Genomic DNA, 17,503 nt, shown 5'->3' with positions numbered 1-17,503 from the left:
CAGCGGGCAGGAACTCGGCGGAGACGCGGGCGGCCCGGCGCGGTGTCGGGGTCAGGCCGGGTACGCGTGGGTCTGGGTGGCTTTGACGGAGGCCCAGACCTCGGATCCGGGCGCCAGCCCCAGCTCGGCGACGGCGGCCGGGGTGAGGTCGGCGGCCATCGGGAGTTCGCCCGCGAGGTCGGCGCGCACCTGGTCGCCGTGCAGGTCCAGGCCGGTGACCTCGACCTTCCACACGTTGCGCGCGCTGGACTGGGGTCGTTCGCGGTGCAGGGTCACGGCGGACGGCGGGAAGGCGACGAAGGCCGGGCCGGACAGCTCCTCGGTGGTGGCCAGGACCGTGCCGGCCGTGAGCGTGACCTGGTGGCCCTCGGCCACGCCCTGGTACAGGTTCAGTCCGACCAGGCGCGCGATGTAGTCGGTGCGCGGCCGCCGGGCGACCTCCGCCGGGCTGCCGGACTGCACCTCGTGCCCGCCCTCGATCACCACCAGCCGGTCGGCGAGCACCATCGCGTCCAGCGGGTCGTGCGTCACCAGCACCGCCACGGCCTCGAACTCGGCCAGATGACGCCGCAGTTGGGCGCGTACGTCGAGCCGGGTGCGGGCGTCCAGAGCGGCCAGCGGCTCGTCCAGCAGCAGCAGTCGGGGGCGGACGGCCAGCGCCCGGGCCAGCGCCACCCGCTGGGCCTGGCCGCCGGAGAGGCTGCCGGGTCGTACGGAGGCGTGGTCGGCCAGGCCCATCCGCTCCAGCCAACCGGCCGCCTCGGCCCGGGCGGCACGCTTGGGGCGGCCCTGGCAGCGCGGGCCGAAGGCGACGTTGTCGAGCGCGCTGAGGTGCGGGAAGAGCAGGTAGTCCTGGAACACCACGCCGACGGGACGCTCCTCGGCGGGGGTGTGCACGCGTTGCCCGGGCTCCTCCAACAGGCGTCCGTCCAGGCGCAGGTGGCCGCCGGTGAGCGGGAGCAGTCCGGCGAGGGCGCGCAGGGCGGTGGACTTGCCGGCGCCGTTCGGGCCGAGCAGCGCGATCACCTCGCCGGGTGCGGCAGTGAGGGCGAGGTCGAGGGTGAACGCGGCGCGTTCCACCCGCAGCCGGGCGTCGAGGGCGGGTGCAGGTGCAGCCGCGGCGGCCGTGGAGGTGGGGTCGGTGGGGTTGGCCGAGTCGGCCGGGTCGGCCGGGTCGGCCGGGTCGGCCGGGTCGGCCGGGTCGGCCGGGTCGGCCGGGTCGGTGGGGTCGGTGGGGGAGGTGCTCATCGGGGCGGCGTCCAGGGGGTCGGGGCAGCGGTGGCCGGGCTCCGGCCCGGGGCTCGCGGGGCCGTCACGGGGTCGACATCCAGCGGTCGCGCAGGCCGACCAGGACCGCGACGGAGACCACCAGCAGGACCAGCGACAGCGCGATCGCCGCCTCGGGGTCCGATTCCATGGCGAGGTAGACGGCCAGTGGCATGGTCTGGGTGCGGCCCGGGAAGTTGCCCGCGAAGGTGATCGTGGCGCCGAACTCGCCGAGCGCCCGGGCCCAGGCGAGGACCGCCCCGGCGGCGATACCCGGGGCGATCAGCGGCAGGGTCACCCGGCGGAACGCCGTCAGCCGGGAGGCGCCCAGGGTCGCGGCCGCCTCCTCGTAGCGGGGGTCGGCGGCGCGCAGCGCGCCCTCCACGCTGATCACCAGGAACGGCATCGCCACGAACGCCTCGGCGATGACCACTCCGGTCGTGGTGAACGGCAGCGTGATGCCGAAGGCCGAGTCCAGCCAGGAACCGACGATGCCGCGCCGTCCGAGGACCAGCAGCAGTGCCACGCCGCCGACCACCGGCGGCAGCACCAGCGGCAGGGTGACCAGGGCCCGGATCACCCGTCGGCCCGGTAGCTCGGTGCGGGCGAGCAGCCAGGCCAGCGGGACGCCGAGGACCAGCGAGACCGCCGTGGCCGCCGTCGCGCAGATCAGCGACAGACGCAGGGCGTCCCAGACGGCGGCGCTGGTGAGCTGCTCGGACAGGCTGCTCCAGGGCGCCCGGACGAGCAGGCCGACCAGCGGCAGGATCAGGAACGCCAGCCCGAGCAGCGCCGGGAGCAGCAGCGTGACCGGGACGCGGTGGGTGCGCCGGCGCCGGCGTGGCAGGGCTTTCGCCGTTCCTGCCACGCCGGGCCCGGTGCCGGTGGTGCGCCCGGTGGTGCGCCCGGAGCCGGTGGTGCGCTTGGTGGTGCGGTCGCTCACGGCGCCTGGAAGCCCGCCGCGGTGAGCACCTGCTTGGCCTCGGGCGACTGGATGTACGCGACGAAGGCGGCGGCGCCGTCCTTGTTCGGGGCCTTGGCCAGGGCGGCGATCGGGTAGTCGTTCACGGCCTTGTCGGCCTCGGGGAAGTCCACGCTGTCGATCTTCCCAGCGTCCGCCTTCACGTCGGTCTTGTACACGAGCGAGGCGTCGACCTCGCCGAGCTCGACCTTGGTCAGCGCGCCCTTGACGTCCTGCTCCAGGGTCACCGGGGTGAGGTTGACGTTGGCGGCCTTGAGCGCGGTCAGGGCGGCGGCGCCGCACGGCACCTCCTTTGCGCACAGCGCGACCTTCACACCGGAGGCGGTGAGGTCGTTCAGGCCCGCGACGTGCTTGGGGTTGCCCTTGGGCACGGCGATGGTGAGCGTGTTCTTGACGAAGGTCTTCGGGTCGCCGCTCGCGCCGCCCGCGTCGGTCACGGTCTTCATGGTGGCCGGACTGGCGGCGGCGAACACGTCCGCCGGGGCGCCCGAGTTGATGCTGGTGGCGAGGCTGGAGCTGCCGCCGAAGTTGAACTTGACCTTGGCGCCCGGGTTCGCGGCCTCGAACTTCTTGCCGAGGTCGGTGAACGTCTCCTTGAGCGAGGCGGCGGCGAAGACGGTGATGTCGCCGGTGGCCTTCGGGACGCTGTCGCCACCGGCCGCCGACGAGGCCGAGGAACCCGCCGTCGAAGCGGCCGAGGAGCTGCCGGACTTGCCACCGCCGTCGCTGCCGCAGGCGGTGGCCCCGAGGCTGAGGACGAGGGCCGCCGCGGCGGCGACGGCGAGTCTGCGGGTGGTCGTACGGGTGCTCATCGGGGCTTCCCCTCCAGGGCGCGCGCCGGAAGGGGCGCGGAGTGAGGCCGCAGGTGCGGCCATTACGGTGATCATAGTGCCGCAAATGCGAGTGATAAGTCCTCTGTCGCTTCGCACAGGCGGGGTGTGGCGGCGCTCTCCGCCCGGCTGTGCGAAGGCTCAAACGTGCACGGACGGCGCCGGAGCGGAGTGTTGCGGGGGTCGGCGTGACGGCCTGCGTGAGGGCCGGCGTGAGCGTGCCGCCGGGGAAATTACGTCGCGCAGGGGGTGGCCGGGCGGACAGAGTGGGGGCGATTCGTACGGCAGTCCGTACACACCACCCGGGCCGAACGGCCCAGAAGAGGAGGAGGGGTCCGTCCATGTCCACGTTGCGCGTCACCGCGGAGAAGCTGGTCGTCCTGGAGCACCCGAACGCCGACGCACTGGAGCTCGCGCAGGTCGGCCTCTATCGGGCGGTGGTCGCCAAGGGCAGGTACCGGACCGGCGACTACGCCGTCTACATCCCCGAACAGTCGGTCCTCCCGGTGGAGTTGATCGAGGAGCTGGGCCTGACGGGCAAGCTGGCCGGCAGCAAGTCCGACCGGGTGAGGGCCGTCCGGCTGCGCGGTGAGCTGTCCCAGGGCATCGTCTGCCTGCCGGCCGCGCTCGCCGGCACCGACCTGGCGGACGCCGCCGGGCGCGGCGAGGACTTCGCCGAGCTGCTCGGAGTCGTCAAGTGGCAGCCCCCGGTACCGACCTCCATGAGCGGCGACGTGCTGAGCGCGCCCGACCTGCTGCCCTGGGTGGACATCGAGAACCTCAAGCGCTACCCCGACGTCTTCGAGCCCGGCGAGCCCGTGGTGCTGACCGAGAAGCTGCACGGCAGCTGCTGCCTGATGACGTACACCGCCGCCACCGGCGAGGTCCGGGTGTCGTCCAAGGGCATCGGGGCGCAGGGGCTCTCACTGGTCGAGGACGAGCGCAACCTGTACTGGCGGGCCGTGCGCGCGTACGACCTCCCCGCCGTGGCGGCCCGACTGGCCGAGCGGCTGGGCGCCGAGCGGGTCGGCGTCTTCGGCGAGGTCTTCGGCGCCGGTGTGTAGGACCTGACGTACGGGGCCTCCGGCCGTGCCGAACTGCCCGGCTACGCCGTGTTCGACGTGTCGGCCGTGGTGGACGGGCAGCTGAGGTGGTACTCCGCCGCCGAACTGCTCGCTGCCGAACTGCTCGACGGCGAACTGCCGCTGGTGCCCGAACTGTGGCGGGGGCCGTTCGACCCGGAGACCGTGCTGGCCTTCGCCCAGGGCAAGGAGACCGTCTCCGGGCGTGAACTCCACCTGCGCGAAGGCGTGGTGGTCCGGCCGGTGACCGAGCGCTGGAGCCCGGTGGTGGGCGGACGGGCGATCGCCAAGGTGGTCGGTGACGCCTACCTGACGCGCAGGGGCGGCACCGAGTACGAGTGATCCCCGCCCCGTCGCGCCCTCTCGCGCCCTCCCGCGCGCTTTCGCGCCTTCCGGCGCTGATGGCTCGTCAGCTAGGTTGATGGGTCGCCTGTGGAGAATGGAGTGCCGATGACCGCCGCCACCGCCCTCATCCCCGGGCCGGCCGGAAACCCCCTGGTCGGGTCGCTGTTCGACCTCACCCGCCGCCCGCTGCGCACCTACCTCGCCGCCCACCGCGACCACGGGGACGTGGTCCGGTTCCGGGTCGGGCCGCCCGGGCTGCGGGTCGAGTTCTACGGGGTGTTCTCCCCGGAGGGCGTCCAGCAGGTGCTGGGCGGCGAGGCCGCCAACTTCCGCAAGGAGAACGCCTTCTACGACGAGTTGCGGACCAGCGTCGGCAACGGCCTGCTGACCAGCCAGGACGGCGACTACCAGCGCCAGCGCCGGCTGGTCCAGCCGCTGTTCACCCGCCGCCGGGTGGACGGCTACGCGGGCGCCGTCGCCCGGGAGGCACGGGCGCTCGCCGAGCGGTGGAACGCGATCCCGGTCGGGGTCGTGGACGCGGCGGAGGAGATGTCCCGGTTCGCGCTGCGAGCCGTCGCCCGGATCCTGTTCGGCGCGGACGTCGAGGAGGCGGTGGCGGTGGTGGACCGCAGCTTCCCGGTGCTCGGTGAGTACGTCTGGGACCGGGGTTTCGCGGCGATCCGCATCCCGCGCGCCTGGCCGACCCCCTCGAACCGGCGCGGCGCCGAGGCCCAGCGCGCCCTGTACGCGGTCTGCGACCGGATCATCGCCGAGCGGGCCGCGCGCGGCGGCCTGGACGAGGACGCGGACGACCTGCTCACACTGCTCGGACGGGCCCGTGGCGAGGACGGGGAGCAACTCGACCCGGCCGAACTCCGGGACCAGGTACTGGTGTTCCTGCTCGCCGGGCACGAGACCACGGCCACCTCGCTGGCCTTCGCGCTGCACCTGCTCGCCAAGCACCCCGAGCAGCGGAAGCTCGCCCAGCAGGAGGCGCAGACCGTGCTGGCCGGTCGGGAACCGACCGCGGCGGACCTGGAGTCGCTGCCGTACATCACCCGGGTGCTGAAGGAGGCGATGCGGCTCTACCCGGCGGCGGCCCTGGTCGGGCGGCGGGCGGTCGCCGAGACGGTCATCGACGGGTACGTGATTCCGGCGGGTGCCCAGGTCGTCGTCTCGCCACTGGTCACCCACCGGCACCCGGGGCACTGGCCGGACCCGGAACGCTTCGACCCCGACCGCTTCCTGCCCGAGCAGGAGAAGGACCGGCACCGCTACGCCTGGTACCCGTTCGGTGGTGGTCCGCGGGCGTGCATCGGGCAGCACTTCGCGATGCTGGAATCGGTGCTGAGCCTGGGCGTGCTGCTGCGGGACTTCGAGATGGAGGCGGTGGACGAGCGGGTGGCGCTCGCCCAGGGCATCACGCTCCGCGCGGCGAGCCCGATGCGGATCCGGGTGACGGCGCGGGGAGCCGAGGGGCTCGCCGGGTAGCGGCTGACAGCTTCAGCGTTCAGCCTTCAGCGTTTCAGATTTCAGATGACAGAAGATGAAATCTGTTATCTGTCATCTGTTTGTTGTCATCTGTTCGCCGCTTCTCCGGGCGTGTGGCCGACCGGCGCCCACCGGGGGGTGCGGGTGCGCGGCGGGGGCGCCGCCCCGGCGGGACGGCGCCCCCGATCGGCTCTGCCGGTGCCTCAGCCCCGGCTCTGGAACACGATCCTGGTCCAGGTGGAGCCCGGGCAGTTGCCCCAGACGTCCCAGGCCTGGGATCGGGCGCCGATCCACAGGCCGGTGGTGCTCGTGCCGTTGGCACAGTAGGTGATGGTGCGCAACTCGCCCGAGTAGACGTTGCAGTAGCCCTCCCAGCGCCACCCGTAGTTCGCGGTGATGACGCAGTGGTAGGAGGCGGCGGTCACCTCGGGCGAGGCTCCGACGGCATTGGCGGTGATGGTCTGGTCGGCGGCGGCGACGGTGGGCGCGGCGGCGGCGGGCAGGGTGGTGGTCCCGAGCACGCCGAGGGTGGCCGCGGCGGCCGCCCCGAACGTGGCGATCTTCCTGGCGATGTGACCTCGCATGGCGGTTTCTCCTCGCTCAGCGGTACGGATCGGGCAGTGCGTCCCCGGCCGTCCAGATCCACGGGGTGGGTGAATTCCGGCTTCCCGTCCGGCCGATGACGTATTGCGCACGAATGACTGCGGACAGTGAGACGACGGCCTATGATGTGAGCTGTGTCACAACCTTTTCTTTGGGTCGTGACCTGCCCAACTGGGCTTTCGGAGTGCCGATTTCCGGGGAGAGCGGCATGGCGGAATGCGACGGTAGGTGTGGCGGCGGACGCGGGGGCGGCGGTGGGAAGGACTTCGGTCCGAGGCCTGCCGATCGTCAATCGGACGATTTCAACCGGGTGTTCACGGAAATGCTGCCGAGGCTCCACCGGGCGGCCGCGTCGCTCACCGGCGGGCTCGCCGCCGGGGACGTGGTGCATGACGCGTATCTGCGGATCGCCCGCAGGCCGGAGCGGTTCCTGAGCCATCCGCAGCCCTACGCCTACGTGTTCACCACGATGGCGAACATCCTGCGCGACCAGTGGCGCCGGGAACGGCGGAGGGTCGTGCTGCCCGATCCGTGCGAGACGGCCGAGCGGGAGCGGGACCGGCCGCCGGTCGAGTCGCCGTCGGGCGGGATGGCCGAGCTGCAGGCGCGCTGGGAGGTGCTCCGGCTGCTGGGCTGTCTGACGGCGAAGCAGGCCCGCGTGGTGGTGCTGGTGGACCTCGACGGCTACACCGTCGACGAGGCCGCCGAACTGCTGGGCCTGCATCGCAGCACGCTGGCCGTCACCCGTCGCCGCGCCCACGGGAGGCTGCGCGCGGTCCTCGCGCGGGAGCGGGAACGCGAGCGGGAACACGAGCGGGAGGGCGGGCGGGAGGGCGAGCGGGACCATCGGCCGGGGCCCGCCCTCGAAGCGGCGCCCGGCGCGGGGTCCGATGCGGGGTCCGATGCGGGGCCCGGCGCGGGCCCTGGGGCGGCGCCCGAAGCGGCACCCGACGCACCGAGCTGACGCTAAGTCAGCTGATGCGCCGCCCCGGCCCGTACGCTGAAAATCGTGATCACGTACGAGGACCACCGCCTCCGCGCCCTTGCTGACGACGGCCGCTGGCCCGAACTGCTGACCGCCTACCGGCAGGGTCGGGCGGCAGCCGTGGAGCGCGCCGGGGAGGAGCCCGCGGCGGCGCTGACCGCGCCGCTCGGCCACCTGATCGCCTACTCGGCGCCGCCGGAGCTGGCCGTCCGGCTGTTCGACCGGGACGGCGGCCCGGGGACGGTCGCCGGGGTCGCCGACCATGACGCCGGTCCGCTCTGGGAGGTGCTGGCGACCCGGCATTCCTGGCTGCGGCTGGCCCCGCTGCTCGTCCCGGCCCCGGTGCGCCGACTGGTCGCGCAGACCCGGGTGCTGCTCGGCGAGGACCTCTCGTACGGGGCCGAACCCGACCCGGAGGGCGTGCCGCTGCTGCTGGCGCCGTGGGAGGCGGCCGGCTGGGACGAGGGGGCGCGGGTGCGCCAGTACCTGCCCTGCGGGGGCGCGCGCAGTGCGCTGCTGACCCTGCCGGCCAGCCGGGAGGGTCTGGGTGACGTGACGCTGCCCGCATCGGGCGTACGGCTGGGCGGGCAGCGGGCGACCCGGGCGCTGGCCGCACTGGCGGACTGGGCGGAGGTGGTCTGCGTCCGGGGCCCGGCGCCGCAGGCGGCCGCCCAACTGGCCCGTAGTTCCCGGGTCACCGGCGGGTACCTGCCGTTCGCGCTGGTCTATCCGGCGCTGGTACAGGCCGCCGTCGTGGACCGCGGGCGGGGCTCGGCGCACGGACGGCTGGCACTCTGGCGGGCGTTGGTCGCGATGGCCGGCGCGAAGGGTACGGACGGTTCGGGCCGGGCGGAGGTCGACGCGCTGGTGGCCCGGATGCGCTGCTTCATCTGGCACGAGCCGGCCGCCGGGCTGCGCCATCTGCACGTCGCGCTGGAGGACCCGGCCTGTGGCCTGGCCTGGGCGGTGAGCGGCTCCGAGGACCTGTGAGAACCGGCGAGGACCTGTGGGGACCCGCGAGGACCGGTGAGGACCGGTGAGGACCGGTGAGGACCGGTGAGTACTTGTGGCGAAGGCCCGTCGGGCATGCGGAACCCCCGGTCCGGCGCCGTTTCCGGGGGAGGTGGTGGCGCCGGACCGGGGGCGTATGAGGGGGCCGCTCAGGCGGCCGCAGCCGCACCGCTCTGGACGGGGACGGCTTCCGGAGTCGCCGGGACGGCCTCGGGGGCCTCGACCGGCCCGCCGTGCGCGTCGACCAGGGTCCGCTCGTCGAACGGCTCCTCGCCGGCCAGCACCCGCTGGGCGCGGTCCGCGTCGAGTTCGCCGGTCCAGTGCCCGATCAGGACGGTGGCGACGGCGTTGCCCGCGAAGTTGGTGAGCGCACGGGCCTCGGACATGAAGCGGTCGATGCCGACGATCAGGCCGACCCCGTCCACCAGCGCGGGCTTGTGCGACTGCAGTCCGCCGGCCAGGGTGGCCAGCCCGGCGCCGGTGACCCCGGCCGCACCCTTGCTCGCGATCACCATGAACACCAGCAGTGAGAGCTGCTCGCCGATCGACATCGGCTTGTCCATCGCCTCGGAGATGAAGATCGACGACATGGTGAGGTAGATCGCGGTGCCGTCGAGGTTGAAGCTGTAGCCGGTCGGCACGGTGATGCCGACGACCGGGCGGCTCACGCCGAGGTGCTCCATCTTGGCGATCAGGCGGGGCAGCGCGCTCTCGGAGGAGGAGGTGGAGAGGATCAGCAGGAACTCGCGGCCCAGGTAGCGCAGCAGGGCGAACACGTTGACCCCGGCGACCAGTCGCAGCAGCGCGCCCAGGACGACGACGACGAACAGCACGCAGGTCGCGTAGAAACCGATCATGATGACCGCGAGGCTCTTCAGCGCGGCCGTGCCGGTCGCCCCGACGACGGCGGCCATCGCCCCGAAGGCGCCGATCGGCGCGACCCACATGATCATCGACATGACCCGGAAGACCAGCCGCTGCACGTGCTCGATCCCGCGCAGTACCGGGGCACCGGCCGGGCCCATCGCCTGGAGGGCGAAGCCGGCGAGCAGTGCGACCAGCAGGGTCTGCAGCACCTTGCCCTCGGTGAGGGCCGAGAACGTGGTGGTGGGGATCATCCCGAGCAGGAAGTCGGTCGTCGACTGGGCGCCGCCGGCGACGGCCTGGGCGTGGCCGGACTTCGCGAGCGCGGCGGTCAGGTGCAGGCCGCCGCCGGGCTCCAGCAGGTTGCCGATGGCCAGGCCGATGGCCAGCGCGACGGTCGACATGACGAGGAAGTAGCCGAGGGCGAGGCCGCCGACCTTGCCGACCTTGGCGGCCTTGGTCACCGAGCCGATGCCCAGCACGATGGTGCAGAAGATCACCGGGCTGATCATCATCTTGATCAGGTTGACGAAGCCGGTGCCGACCGGCTTCAACTCCACGGCGAAGCCGGGGGCGGCCAGCCCGACCGCGATGCCCGCGACCACGGCGGCGATGACGGCGAGGTAGAGGTAGTGGGTCCGGTCCCTGCGTCTGGATCCCCCCGCCGGTGCGGCTCCATCGATCGACATCTGCGGCTCCTTCGCCGTGCGGTCCTGGCGGCCCCGGGTGGTGGGCCGCTCTGACTATCGGGCCTGGGCGTGACGGAGGTCACGTTTGCGTTCATAGAGTTCACGGCCGGGTGCCGCTGGGCGTGGGGTGCGACGGGGCTGGGGGGCGTTCGTCGACAGGTCGTCGGCAGGCCGCCGACCTGTCGCGGGCCCCTGGGTGACCCCGGGAGTGTGGTGCACACTGGCAGGCATGTCCGTGCGCACCGCCCCCACGCCCTCGCGCCGACGGCTCCCGGCACCCCGCGGGCTGGTCCGCAGCCTGGCTGGGCAGCTCTTCGTCGTCCAGGTGGTCATCGTCGCCGCCGTGGTGGCGGGCGGTGCGGTGCTCGCGTACCTCTTCACCGCAGACCGGGCCGAGGACGCGGCCCGCCGTCAGGTCACCACTGTCGCCCACGCCGTCGCCGACTCGCCGTCCGTGCGGGCCGCCGTCACCACGCCGGACCCGACCGCGGTGCTCCAGCCGTACGTCGAGCAGGTGCGGGTGGACACCGGCGTCTCCTTCATCACCGTCATGGACACCGAGGGCGTGCGCTGGACCCACCCGCTGCCCGAGCAGATCGGCAAGCGCTTCCTCGGGCACATCGACTGGGCACTCGCGGGGGAGACCCGCAGCGAGACGTACACCGGCACGCTCGGGCCGTCCGTGCGGGTGGTGACGCCGGTGCTGGACGACCGGCACCAGGTGATCGCGCTGGTCAGCGCGGGCCTCACGGTGGAATCCATCTCCGCGCAGTTGAGCGGCCCGCTGCTCGCCCTGGTCGGGGTGGCGGTGGCCGCGCTCGGGGTCGGCGGCGTGGGCACCTACCTCGCCAACTCCCGGCTGCGGCGGCACACCCACGGCATGGGGCCGGCCGAACTCAGCCACCTCTACGAATACCACCAGGCGACCCTGCGCTCGGTGCGCGAGGGGCTGGTCCTGCTGGACCGCGCGCACCGGGTGGTGCTCTGCAACGACGCGGCCCGTGAACTGCTCGGACTGGGCGGCAACTTGGAGGGACGCCTGATCGTGGAGCTGGGGCTGCCGCGGGCGCTGGTCGCGGCCGTGCTCGGCGACGAGCCGGTCCGGGACGAGGTGCACCTGACCGCCGAGCGGGTGGTGGTGCTCAACACCTCCACCATCGGCACCGGCCTCGGCCGGGTCGTCACCCTGCGCGACCACACCGAACTCCAGTCGCTCAGCGGAGAGTTGGACTCCGTTCGGGGCTTCACCGAGGCCCTCGGGGCGCAGGCGCACGAGGCGGCCAACCGGCTGCACGCCGTCGTCTCGCTGATCGAACTCGGCCGCCACGAACAGGCGGTGGAGTTCGCCACCGCCGAGCTCGCGCTCGCCCAGCAGCTCACCGACCGGGTGGTCGCGGCGGTCGGCGAACCAGTACTGGCCGCGCTACTGCTCGGCAAGGCGGCCCAAGCGGCCGAACGGGGAGTGGAGTTGACCCTCACCGACGACAGCCGGATCGACGACGGGCTGCTGCCGCCCGGGCTCTCCGCGCGGGACCTGATCACCGTCCTCGGCAACCTGATCGACAACGCCGTGGACGCCGCCATCGCCGGAGCCGCGCAGAGTGCGGTGCCGCCGGAGGTCACCGTCACTGTGCGGATCGATGGCGGTGGCGTGGGTGGCGTGGGTGGCGTGGGTGGCGGCGACGCGGCTCCGGGTGGCGGCGATTGCCTGCTGCTGCGCGTCGCCGACACCGGGGCGGGGATCGACCCGGCCGCCGTCGAGGACGTGTTCCGGCGCGGCTGGAGCACCAAGCAGGACGTGCGCGGGCACGGTCTCGGGCTGGCGCTGGTCTCCCAGGCCGCCCGGCGCAACGGCGGCAGCGTCGAGGTCGGGCGCGACCGGGGTGCGGTGCTCACCGTCCGGCTGCCGCTCGCCGGGCTGCCGGCACGATCCGGTGAGCGGCAGCCGGGACAACTCGGGAGCCCGGAGCAACTCGGGAGCCCGGAGCAACTTGGCCAGCCAGGCCAGCCGGGGCAGCCAGGCCGGCCGGGGCAGCCGGGGCAGCCGGGGCAGCCGGGGCAGCCGGGCCGACGGGAAGGGGTGTCGTGATGACCGAGGTGACCGCCGGGCCGGGGATCTCCGTGCTGGTCGTCGAGGACGACCCCGTGGCCGCCGCCGCGCACACCCTCTACGTCGAGCGCGAACCCGGCTTCCACGCCGCCGGGACGGTGCACAGCTGCGCCGACGCACTGCGCTTCCTGGACCGCGCCCGCGCTGCCGGGAGGCCCGTCGACCTGACCCTGCTCGACCTCTACCTGCCGGACGGCCACGGCCTCCACCTGTGCCGCTCGCTGCGTGCCGCCGGCCACACCACCGACGTCATCGCGGTGACCTCGGCCCGCGACCTGGCGATGGTGCGGCAGGCCGTGTCGGCGGGCGTGGTCCAGTACCTGCTGAAACCGTTCAGCGCCGCCGCCCTGCACGATCGCCTGGAACGCTACGCCCGCTACCGCGACAGCCTCGGGCGCACCGGCGAGGCGACCGGGCAGGACGAGGTCGACCAGGCGTTCGCCCTGCTCCGCACGCCCGAGCGCAGCAGTCTCCCCAAGGGGTTGAGCGCGCCCACCCTGGACACCGTCGCCGCCGTACTGCGCGAGACGGCGACGGGCCTGTCCGCCGCCGCCGCGGGCGTCGCCGCCGGGGTCTCCCGGATCACCGCGCGCCGTTACCTCGAACACCTCGTCGACACCGGGCGGGCGGTGCGGGAACCGCAGTACGGGAGCGTGGGGCGGCCGGAGCTCTGCTACCGGTGGAAGGGTGGCGGGGCGGCTCCGGGTCGGCGGGGGTGAGGGCCGTGACCTTTTCGCCGGTGGCTCGTTGGCAGGACCGGGGGCGGTTCACTCACTCGGGTGGTTCTGGGGGCCCCTGGGGTATCCCGCCAGGTCAGGGGCGATAAAGTTAGGCTTACCTAACTTCTCCTGGGGGTTTGCCTTGTCGCTCGCCGCCGTTCCCGCCCAGGCTCCGGCCTCCTCCTCCGGAACTGTCGGAGCCGCCGGAGCCGTCGGAGGTGTCGAAGCCGTCGGTGTCTCTGGAGCCGCCGGTGCCGCCGGTGCCCCGGCCTCCGGCGAGGCCATCCTGCGCCGCCAGCGCGTACGCGAGTCCGCCGCCCGTACGTACGCCCGGTCCTTCCCGATCGTCCCGGTACGGGCCCACGGCATGACCGTCGAGGGCGCCGACGGGCGGCGCTACCTGGACTGCCTCTCCGGCGCCGGGACGCTCGCCCTCGGGCACAACCACCCGGTGGTGCTGGAGGCGATCCGTCGCACCCTCGACAGCGGCGCCCCGCTGCACCTGCTCGACCTCGCCACCGCCGAGAAGGACGACTTCACCAGCGCCCTCTTCGAGAGCCTGCCGGCCGACTTCGCCGCCGGTGCCCGGATCCACTTCTGCGGGCCCGCCGGCACCGACGCCGTCGAGGCCGCGCTCAAACTGATGCAGACCGCCACCGGCCGGTCCGGCGCGCTCGCCTTCACCGGCGCCTACCACGGCATGACCGCCGGAGCCCTCGCGCTCACCGGAAACGTCGCCGTCAAGGAACCGCTGCCGAGCGGCGGCGAGGTCGTCCGGCTGCCCTACCCGTACGGCTACCGCTGCCCGTTCGGCGTCGGCGGCGAGGCCGGCGCCGACCTCGCCGCGACCTACGTCGAACGGCTGCTCGACGACCCCTCGGGCGGGGTCGTCCCGCCCGCCGCGATGATCCTCGAAGCCGTCCAGGGCGAGGGCGGCGTCGTCCCCGCGCCCGACGGCTGGCTGCGCGAGATGCGCCGGATCACGGCTGAACGGGGCATCCCGCTGATCGTCGACGAGGTGCAGACCGGCGTCGGGCGCACCGGGGCGATGTGGGCCGTCGAGCACAGCGGCATCGTCCCGGACGCCATGGTGCTCTCCAAGGCTATCGGCGGCAGCCTGCCGCTCGCCGTCGTCGTCTACCGGGAGGACTACGACGGCTGGCGCCCTGGCGCCCACACCGGCACCTTCCGCGGCAACACCCTCGCCATGGCCGCCGGCGCCGCCACCCTGCGCCACGTCGCCGCCCACGGGCTGGCCGAGCGCGCCGCCGTCGTCGGCGAGCGGATGACCGCCCGGCTGCGCGGGCTCGCCGCCGAACTGCCGGTGATCGGCGACGTGCGCGGGCGCGGCCTGATGCTCGGCGTCGAACTCGTCGACCCCGCCGCCGAACCGGACGCCTGCGGGGCCAGGCCGGCCGACCCGGCGCTCGCCCGCCGGGTGCGGGAGGCCTGCCTGGCACGCGGGCTGATCGTCGAGCTCGGCGGGCGCCACGACGCGGTGCTGCGACTGCTGCCGCCGCTGACCATCACCGACGAGCAGGTCGCCGCGGTGCTCGACCGGCTGGCCGACGCGATCGCGGCCGCTGCGGCCGTCGAACCCGTCGCTGCGGCGAGCGCCGCGGCTCCCGCGGCCCGGGGCGCCGAATGAGCGCGCGGCGAGGGGGCGATGGCGGTTCAGGGGAAGGTTCGGGAGGAGGCTCGGGCGCCCGAGCCGGGGCCGGTGGTGACTCCGGTGCCGAGGGCGGGTCCGGGGCCGGAGTCGGGGCCGGCTCTGGAGTCGGAGGTGGTTCGGGAGTCGGAGGCGGTTCGAGGGCCGGAGGTGGTTCGAGGGCCGGAGGTGGTTCCGATGCGGGTTCCGGCTCGGGTTCCGGCGCCGCAGCCGGACTGCCCGGCGGGCCCGCCCCGTTGGACGCCCTCGCGGGCGGCGTCGGCGGGCCCGGCGCGCTCGGACCGCTGCTGGCCACCGTCCTCGACGCGCTCGACCACGGCATCGCCCTGCGCGGCGGGCCGCTGCCCGCAGGCAGTCCGGCCGAGCTCGGTGCGCTGGTCGCCGACGGTCTGGCCGGCGCCCACGGGCCCGGCGCGCTCGCCCGCCTCACCGAACTCCTCGCCTACGGCGCGGCCGACCCCGCCGATCCGGCCTGCGCCGCCCACCTGCACTGCCCGCCGCTCGCCGTGGCCGCCGCCGCCGACCTCGTGGTCAGCGCCCTCAACCCCTCCCAGGACTCCTGGGACCAGGCCCCCGCCGCCACCGCCCTGGAGACCGCCCTCCTCGCCGAACTCGCCGCCCTCGTCGGCTACGACCCGGCCCGCGCTGCCGGCGTCCTCACCTCCGGCGGTACCGAGTCCAACCTCATGGGACTCATGCTGGCACGGGACCAGAAGCTGGACGGCATCGTCGAATTGGACGGCATCCCGGCCGGAGTCCGGCCGTGCGTCGTCGCCTCCGAGGCCGCGCACTTCTCCGTCCAGCGCGCCGCCGCCCTGCTCGGGCTCGGCGAGCGCGCCGTCACCACCGTCCCCGTCGACCGGCAACTCCGGATGGAACCAAAGGAGTTGGAGCGGACCCTGGCCGAGGCCAGCTGGGCCGGACGTACCCCGATCGCCATCGTCGCCACCGCCGGCACCACCGACACCGGCGGCATCGATCCGCTGCACGTCGCCGCCGACCTGGCCGGCCGCTACGGCGCCTGGCTGCACGTCGACGCCGCGTACGGCGGCGGCGCGCTGCTCTCCGACCGGCTCGCCCCGCTCCTCGACGGCATCGACCGCGCCGACTCCGTCTCCCTCGACTGGCACAAACTCGGCTGGCAGCCCGCCGCCGCCGGCGTCTTCCTGGTCCGCCGCACCGAGACCTACGTCTCGCTCGCCCGCCGCGCCGAGTACCTCAACCCCGTGGACGACGAGCAGGCCGGCTACCCCAGCCTGCTCGGCCGCTCGCTGCGCACCACCCGGCGGGCCGACGCCTTCAAACTCGCCGTCACCTTGCGCACCCTCGGCCGCGACGGGCTCGGCCGACTCGTCGACGCCTGCCACGAACTCGCCCGGTCGGCCTCCGAGGCCGTCCGCGCCGAACCGTCGCTCGAACTCCACGCCGAACCCGCACTGACCGTCGTGCTGTTCCGCTACCGGCCGCCGGGCCTGACCGACGAGGCTGCCGTCGACGAACTCAACGGCAGCCTGCGCCGGTTGCTGCTGCGCACCGGGCGGGCGGTGGTCGGGCGGACCGAACTCCCGGGCGAGGGGCCGGGCCGGGTACGGCTCAAGCTCACCCTGCTCAACCCGCACGCCACGGCGGGGGAGGTCCGTGCACTGCTGCGCGAGGTGGTGGGCGCCGGGCGGAAGGCCGAGGGGGACCGGGCCGGCTAGGCGCGCGCTGCGGGGAGTCGGTCACCGCCGGTCACCGCCGGTCATCGCCGGCCGACCGGCGCCCGGGCAGGCCCCGTTCGGGACCGAGGACCAGGGCGCCGATTCATGACCGCGACCGGATGACCATGGTTGCCGCGGTGGCGGTGGCGGTGGCGGTGGCGGTGGCGGCGGTGGCGGTGGTGTGGCGGTGGTTGCGGTCGGTCAGTCGCTCAGGAGTGTGGTGCGGGTGAGCTCCCAGGTCTCCGGGTCGGCGGCGACCAGGAGGCCGTTCTCGCAGCCGGGGGCCTCGGGGCGGTAGGGGGTCCCGTCCAGCCGGGCGGACACGCCGCCGGCCTCGGTGACGAGCAGGGAGCCGGGGGCGTGGTCCCAGGGGAGGGTGCGCCAGTAGAGGAGGAAGTCGAAGCGGCCCTCGACGACGTCCGGGTACTCGATTCCGGCGGCGTGCCGACCGGGGGAGACCTCGCCGAAGGCCGACTCGTTGGCCTGCAAACGCCGGCGGTGTTCCGGGTCGAGGTAGCGGCTCTTCACGGATCCGCGCAGCTTCGCGGCGTCGCGCGGTGCCGGCGGCCGGGTCAGGCGCACGCCGTCGCGCCAGGCCCCGGAGCCCAGTTCGGCGCAGTAGGCGGTGGCGGTGGCGGGCTGCCAGATCCAGGAGGCGACGGTCTCTCCGCCGCGGACGAGCGAGCACATCACGGCGTACTCGGGGCGGCCCGCGACGAAGTTGGCGGTGCCGTCGACCGGGTCGACCAGCCAGGCGGCGGGCTCGTCGTGGAGAGCCTGGGCGAGTTCGGGGTCGGCGGAGACCGCCTCCTCGCCGACCACGGGGACGGGCAGCAGCTCGCGCAGGCGACGGGCGATGATCACCTCGGCCTCGCGGTCGGCGACCGTCACGATCTCGCCGGGCGCCTTCTCCATCACCTCGCCGGCGGCCAGCGCCCGGAAGCGCGGCTCCACCACCTCGGCCGACGCCTCGGCGAGTATCTCCGCCACCTTGTCCATCAGCACGTTCGCGCTCCCTTCGCTGCCTACCACTGTCGCACGAGTGTGCGGAGGTGACCTGCGGCGACCCCTGGGGCGGGCGGGGCCCACGGGTGGGGTCCGGCGCGCGGACGGGCGGGCGGCGGGGCTCGAACAGGGAACGGCGAACAGATAACAGC

At 74.1% G+C, this 17,503-nt stretch carries 13 protein-coding genes and 1 pseudogene; 8 read left to right on the top strand and 6 right to left on the bottom strand.

Annotated elements, in window-relative coordinates; genetic code table 11:
• Positions 1-51: 51 nt before the first annotated feature.
• The 3 genes from ACIO9K_RS01325 to modA all read right to left on the bottom strand — a co-directional run bounded on the left by ACIO9K_RS01325 (position 52) and on the right by modA (position 3,060).
• Positions 52-1,248 (bottom strand): ABC transporter ATP-binding protein, encoded by a 1,197-nt coding sequence (locus ACIO9K_RS01325; protein ID WP_400325894.1) that lies wholly within the window; start codon positions 1,246-1,248, stop codon positions 52-54.
• A gap of 64 nt (positions 1,249-1,312) precedes the next feature.
• Entirely contained in the window at positions 1,313-2,134 is an 822-nt protein-coding gene (locus ACIO9K_RS01320; RefSeq protein ID WP_363617006.1) for an ABC transporter permease, read from the bottom strand.
• A 71-nt stretch (positions 2,135-2,205) separates the two neighbouring features.
• The gene (gene modA / locus ACIO9K_RS01315; protein ID WP_400325891.1) at positions 2,206-3,060 is read right to left on the bottom strand and encodes a molybdate ABC transporter substrate-binding protein; all 855 of its coding nucleotides are present in this window, start codon (positions 3,058-3,060) and stop codon (positions 2,206-2,208) included.
• A 359-nt stretch (positions 3,061-3,419) separates the two neighbouring features.
• Between modA and ACIO9K_RS01310 the strand changes: the two are divergent.
• A pseudogene (locus tag ACIO9K_RS01310) lies at positions 3,420-4,502 on the top strand (RNA ligase (ATP)).
• 108 nt (positions 4,503-4,610) lie between these two features.
• Positions 4,611-5,996 (top strand): cytochrome P450, encoded by a 1,386-nt coding sequence (locus ACIO9K_RS01305; RefSeq protein WP_363616627.1) that lies wholly within the window; start codon positions 4,611-4,613, stop codon positions 5,994-5,996.
• A 203-nt stretch (positions 5,997-6,199) separates the two neighbouring features.
• On the opposite strand, the gene ACIO9K_RS01300 is transcribed toward ACIO9K_RS01305, so the two are convergent.
• Complete coding sequence (locus tag ACIO9K_RS01300; RefSeq protein ID WP_363616629.1) at positions 6,200-6,580, bottom strand: hypothetical protein; 381 nt, start codon at positions 6,578-6,580, stop codon at positions 6,200-6,202.
• A gap of 113 nt (positions 6,581-6,693) precedes the next feature.
• On the opposite strand from ACIO9K_RS01300, the gene ACIO9K_RS01295 reads away from it, so the two are divergent.
• Together ACIO9K_RS01295 and ACIO9K_RS01290 are read left to right on the top strand one after the other, a co-directional pair.
• Entirely contained in the window at positions 6,694-7,563 is an 870-nt protein-coding gene (locus ACIO9K_RS01295; protein ID WP_363616631.1) for an RNA polymerase sigma factor, read from the top strand.
• Between the two features lie 45 nt (positions 7,564-7,608).
• A complete protein-coding gene (locus ACIO9K_RS01290) occupies positions 7,609-8,574 on the top strand; it encodes a hypothetical protein (RefSeq protein ID WP_363616633.1) in 966 nt (321 codons plus the stop codon).
• A gap of 170 nt (positions 8,575-8,744) precedes the next feature.
• On the opposite strand, the gene ACIO9K_RS01285 is transcribed toward ACIO9K_RS01290, so the two are convergent.
• On the bottom strand, positions 8,745-10,148 hold the full coding sequence (locus ACIO9K_RS01285; RefSeq protein WP_363579391.1) for a cation:dicarboxylate symporter family transporter: 1,404 nt from the start codon (positions 10,146-10,148) through the stop codon (positions 8,745-8,747).
• A 229-nt stretch (positions 10,149-10,377) separates the two neighbouring features.
• Between ACIO9K_RS01285 and ACIO9K_RS01280 the strand changes: the two genes are divergently transcribed.
• The 4 genes from ACIO9K_RS01280 (at position 10,378) to ACIO9K_RS01265 (ending at position 16,346) form a co-directional block, all read left to right on the top strand.
• Positions 10,378-12,237, top strand: a complete 1,860-nt coding sequence (locus ACIO9K_RS01280) for an ATP-binding protein (protein WP_400325885.1) — start codon at positions 10,378-10,380, stop codon at positions 12,235-12,237.
• A complete protein-coding gene (locus ACIO9K_RS01275) occupies positions 12,237-12,977 on the top strand; it encodes a response regulator (protein ID WP_363579387.1) in 741 nt (246 codons plus the stop codon). Before ACIO9K_RS01280 ends, ACIO9K_RS01275 begins: the two co-directional genes overlap by 1 nt.
• Positions 12,978-13,260: 283 nt before the next feature.
• Positions 13,261-14,625: a diaminobutyrate--2-oxoglutarate transaminase gene (locus tag ACIO9K_RS01270; RefSeq protein ID WP_400326628.1), complete on the top strand. Its 1,365-nt coding sequence runs from the start codon at positions 13,261-13,263 to the stop codon at positions 14,623-14,625.
• A gap of 257 nt (positions 14,626-14,882) precedes the next feature.
• Positions 14,883-16,346: a pyridoxal phosphate-dependent decarboxylase family protein gene (locus tag ACIO9K_RS01265; protein WP_400325882.1), complete on the top strand. Its 1,464-nt coding sequence runs from the start codon at positions 14,883-14,885 to the stop codon at positions 16,344-16,346.
• 201 nt (positions 16,347-16,547) lie between these two features.
• On the opposite strand, the gene ACIO9K_RS01260 is transcribed toward ACIO9K_RS01265, so the two are convergent.
• Complete coding sequence (locus tag ACIO9K_RS01260) at positions 16,548-17,345, bottom strand: inositol monophosphatase family protein (protein WP_363617008.1); 798 nt, start codon at positions 17,343-17,345, stop codon at positions 16,548-16,550.
• Between the last annotated feature and the right edge of the window lie 158 nt (positions 17,346-17,503).

Source organism: Kitasatospora sp. NPDC087271 (assembly GCF_044744605.1).
Classification (GTDB): domain Bacteria; phylum Actinomycetota; class Actinomycetes; order Streptomycetales; family Streptomycetaceae; genus Kitasatospora.
This window is presented reverse-complemented; position numbering and strand designations above follow the sequence as displayed.

Excerpts from the sequence above, each read along its gene's own strand:
- ACIO9K_RS01325 (WP_400325894.1), bottom strand. The coding sequence starts at position 1,248 with ATGAGCACCTCCCCCACCGACCCCACCGACCCGGCCGACCCGGCCGAC.
- modA (WP_400325891.1), bottom strand. The coding sequence starts at position 3,060 with ATGAGCACCCGTACGACCACCCGCAGACTCGCCGTCGCCGCCGCGGCG.
- ACIO9K_RS01305 (WP_363616627.1), top strand. The coding sequence starts at position 4,611 with ATGACCGCCGCCACCGCCCTCATCCCCGGGCCGGCCGGAAACCCCCTG.
- ACIO9K_RS01300 (WP_363616629.1), bottom strand. The coding sequence starts at position 6,580 with ATGCGAGGTCACATCGCCAGGAAGATCGCCACGTTCGGGGCGGCCGCC.
- ACIO9K_RS01295 (WP_363616631.1), top strand. The coding sequence starts at position 6,694 with ATGACTGCGGACAGTGAGACGACGGCCTATGATGTGAGCTGTGTCACA.
- ACIO9K_RS01285 (WP_363579391.1), bottom strand. The coding sequence starts at position 10,148 with ATGTCGATCGATGGAGCCGCACCGGCGGGGGGATCCAGACGCAGGGAC.
- ACIO9K_RS01280 (WP_400325885.1), top strand. The coding sequence starts at position 10,378 with ATGTCCGTGCGCACCGCCCCCACGCCCTCGCGCCGACGGCTCCCGGCA.
- ACIO9K_RS01275 (WP_363579387.1), top strand. The coding sequence starts at position 12,237 with ATGACCGAGGTGACCGCCGGGCCGGGGATCTCCGTGCTGGTCGTCGAG.
- ACIO9K_RS01260 (WP_363617008.1), bottom strand. The coding sequence starts at position 17,345 with ATGGACAAGGTGGCGGAGATACTCGCCGAGGCGTCGGCCGAGGTGGTG.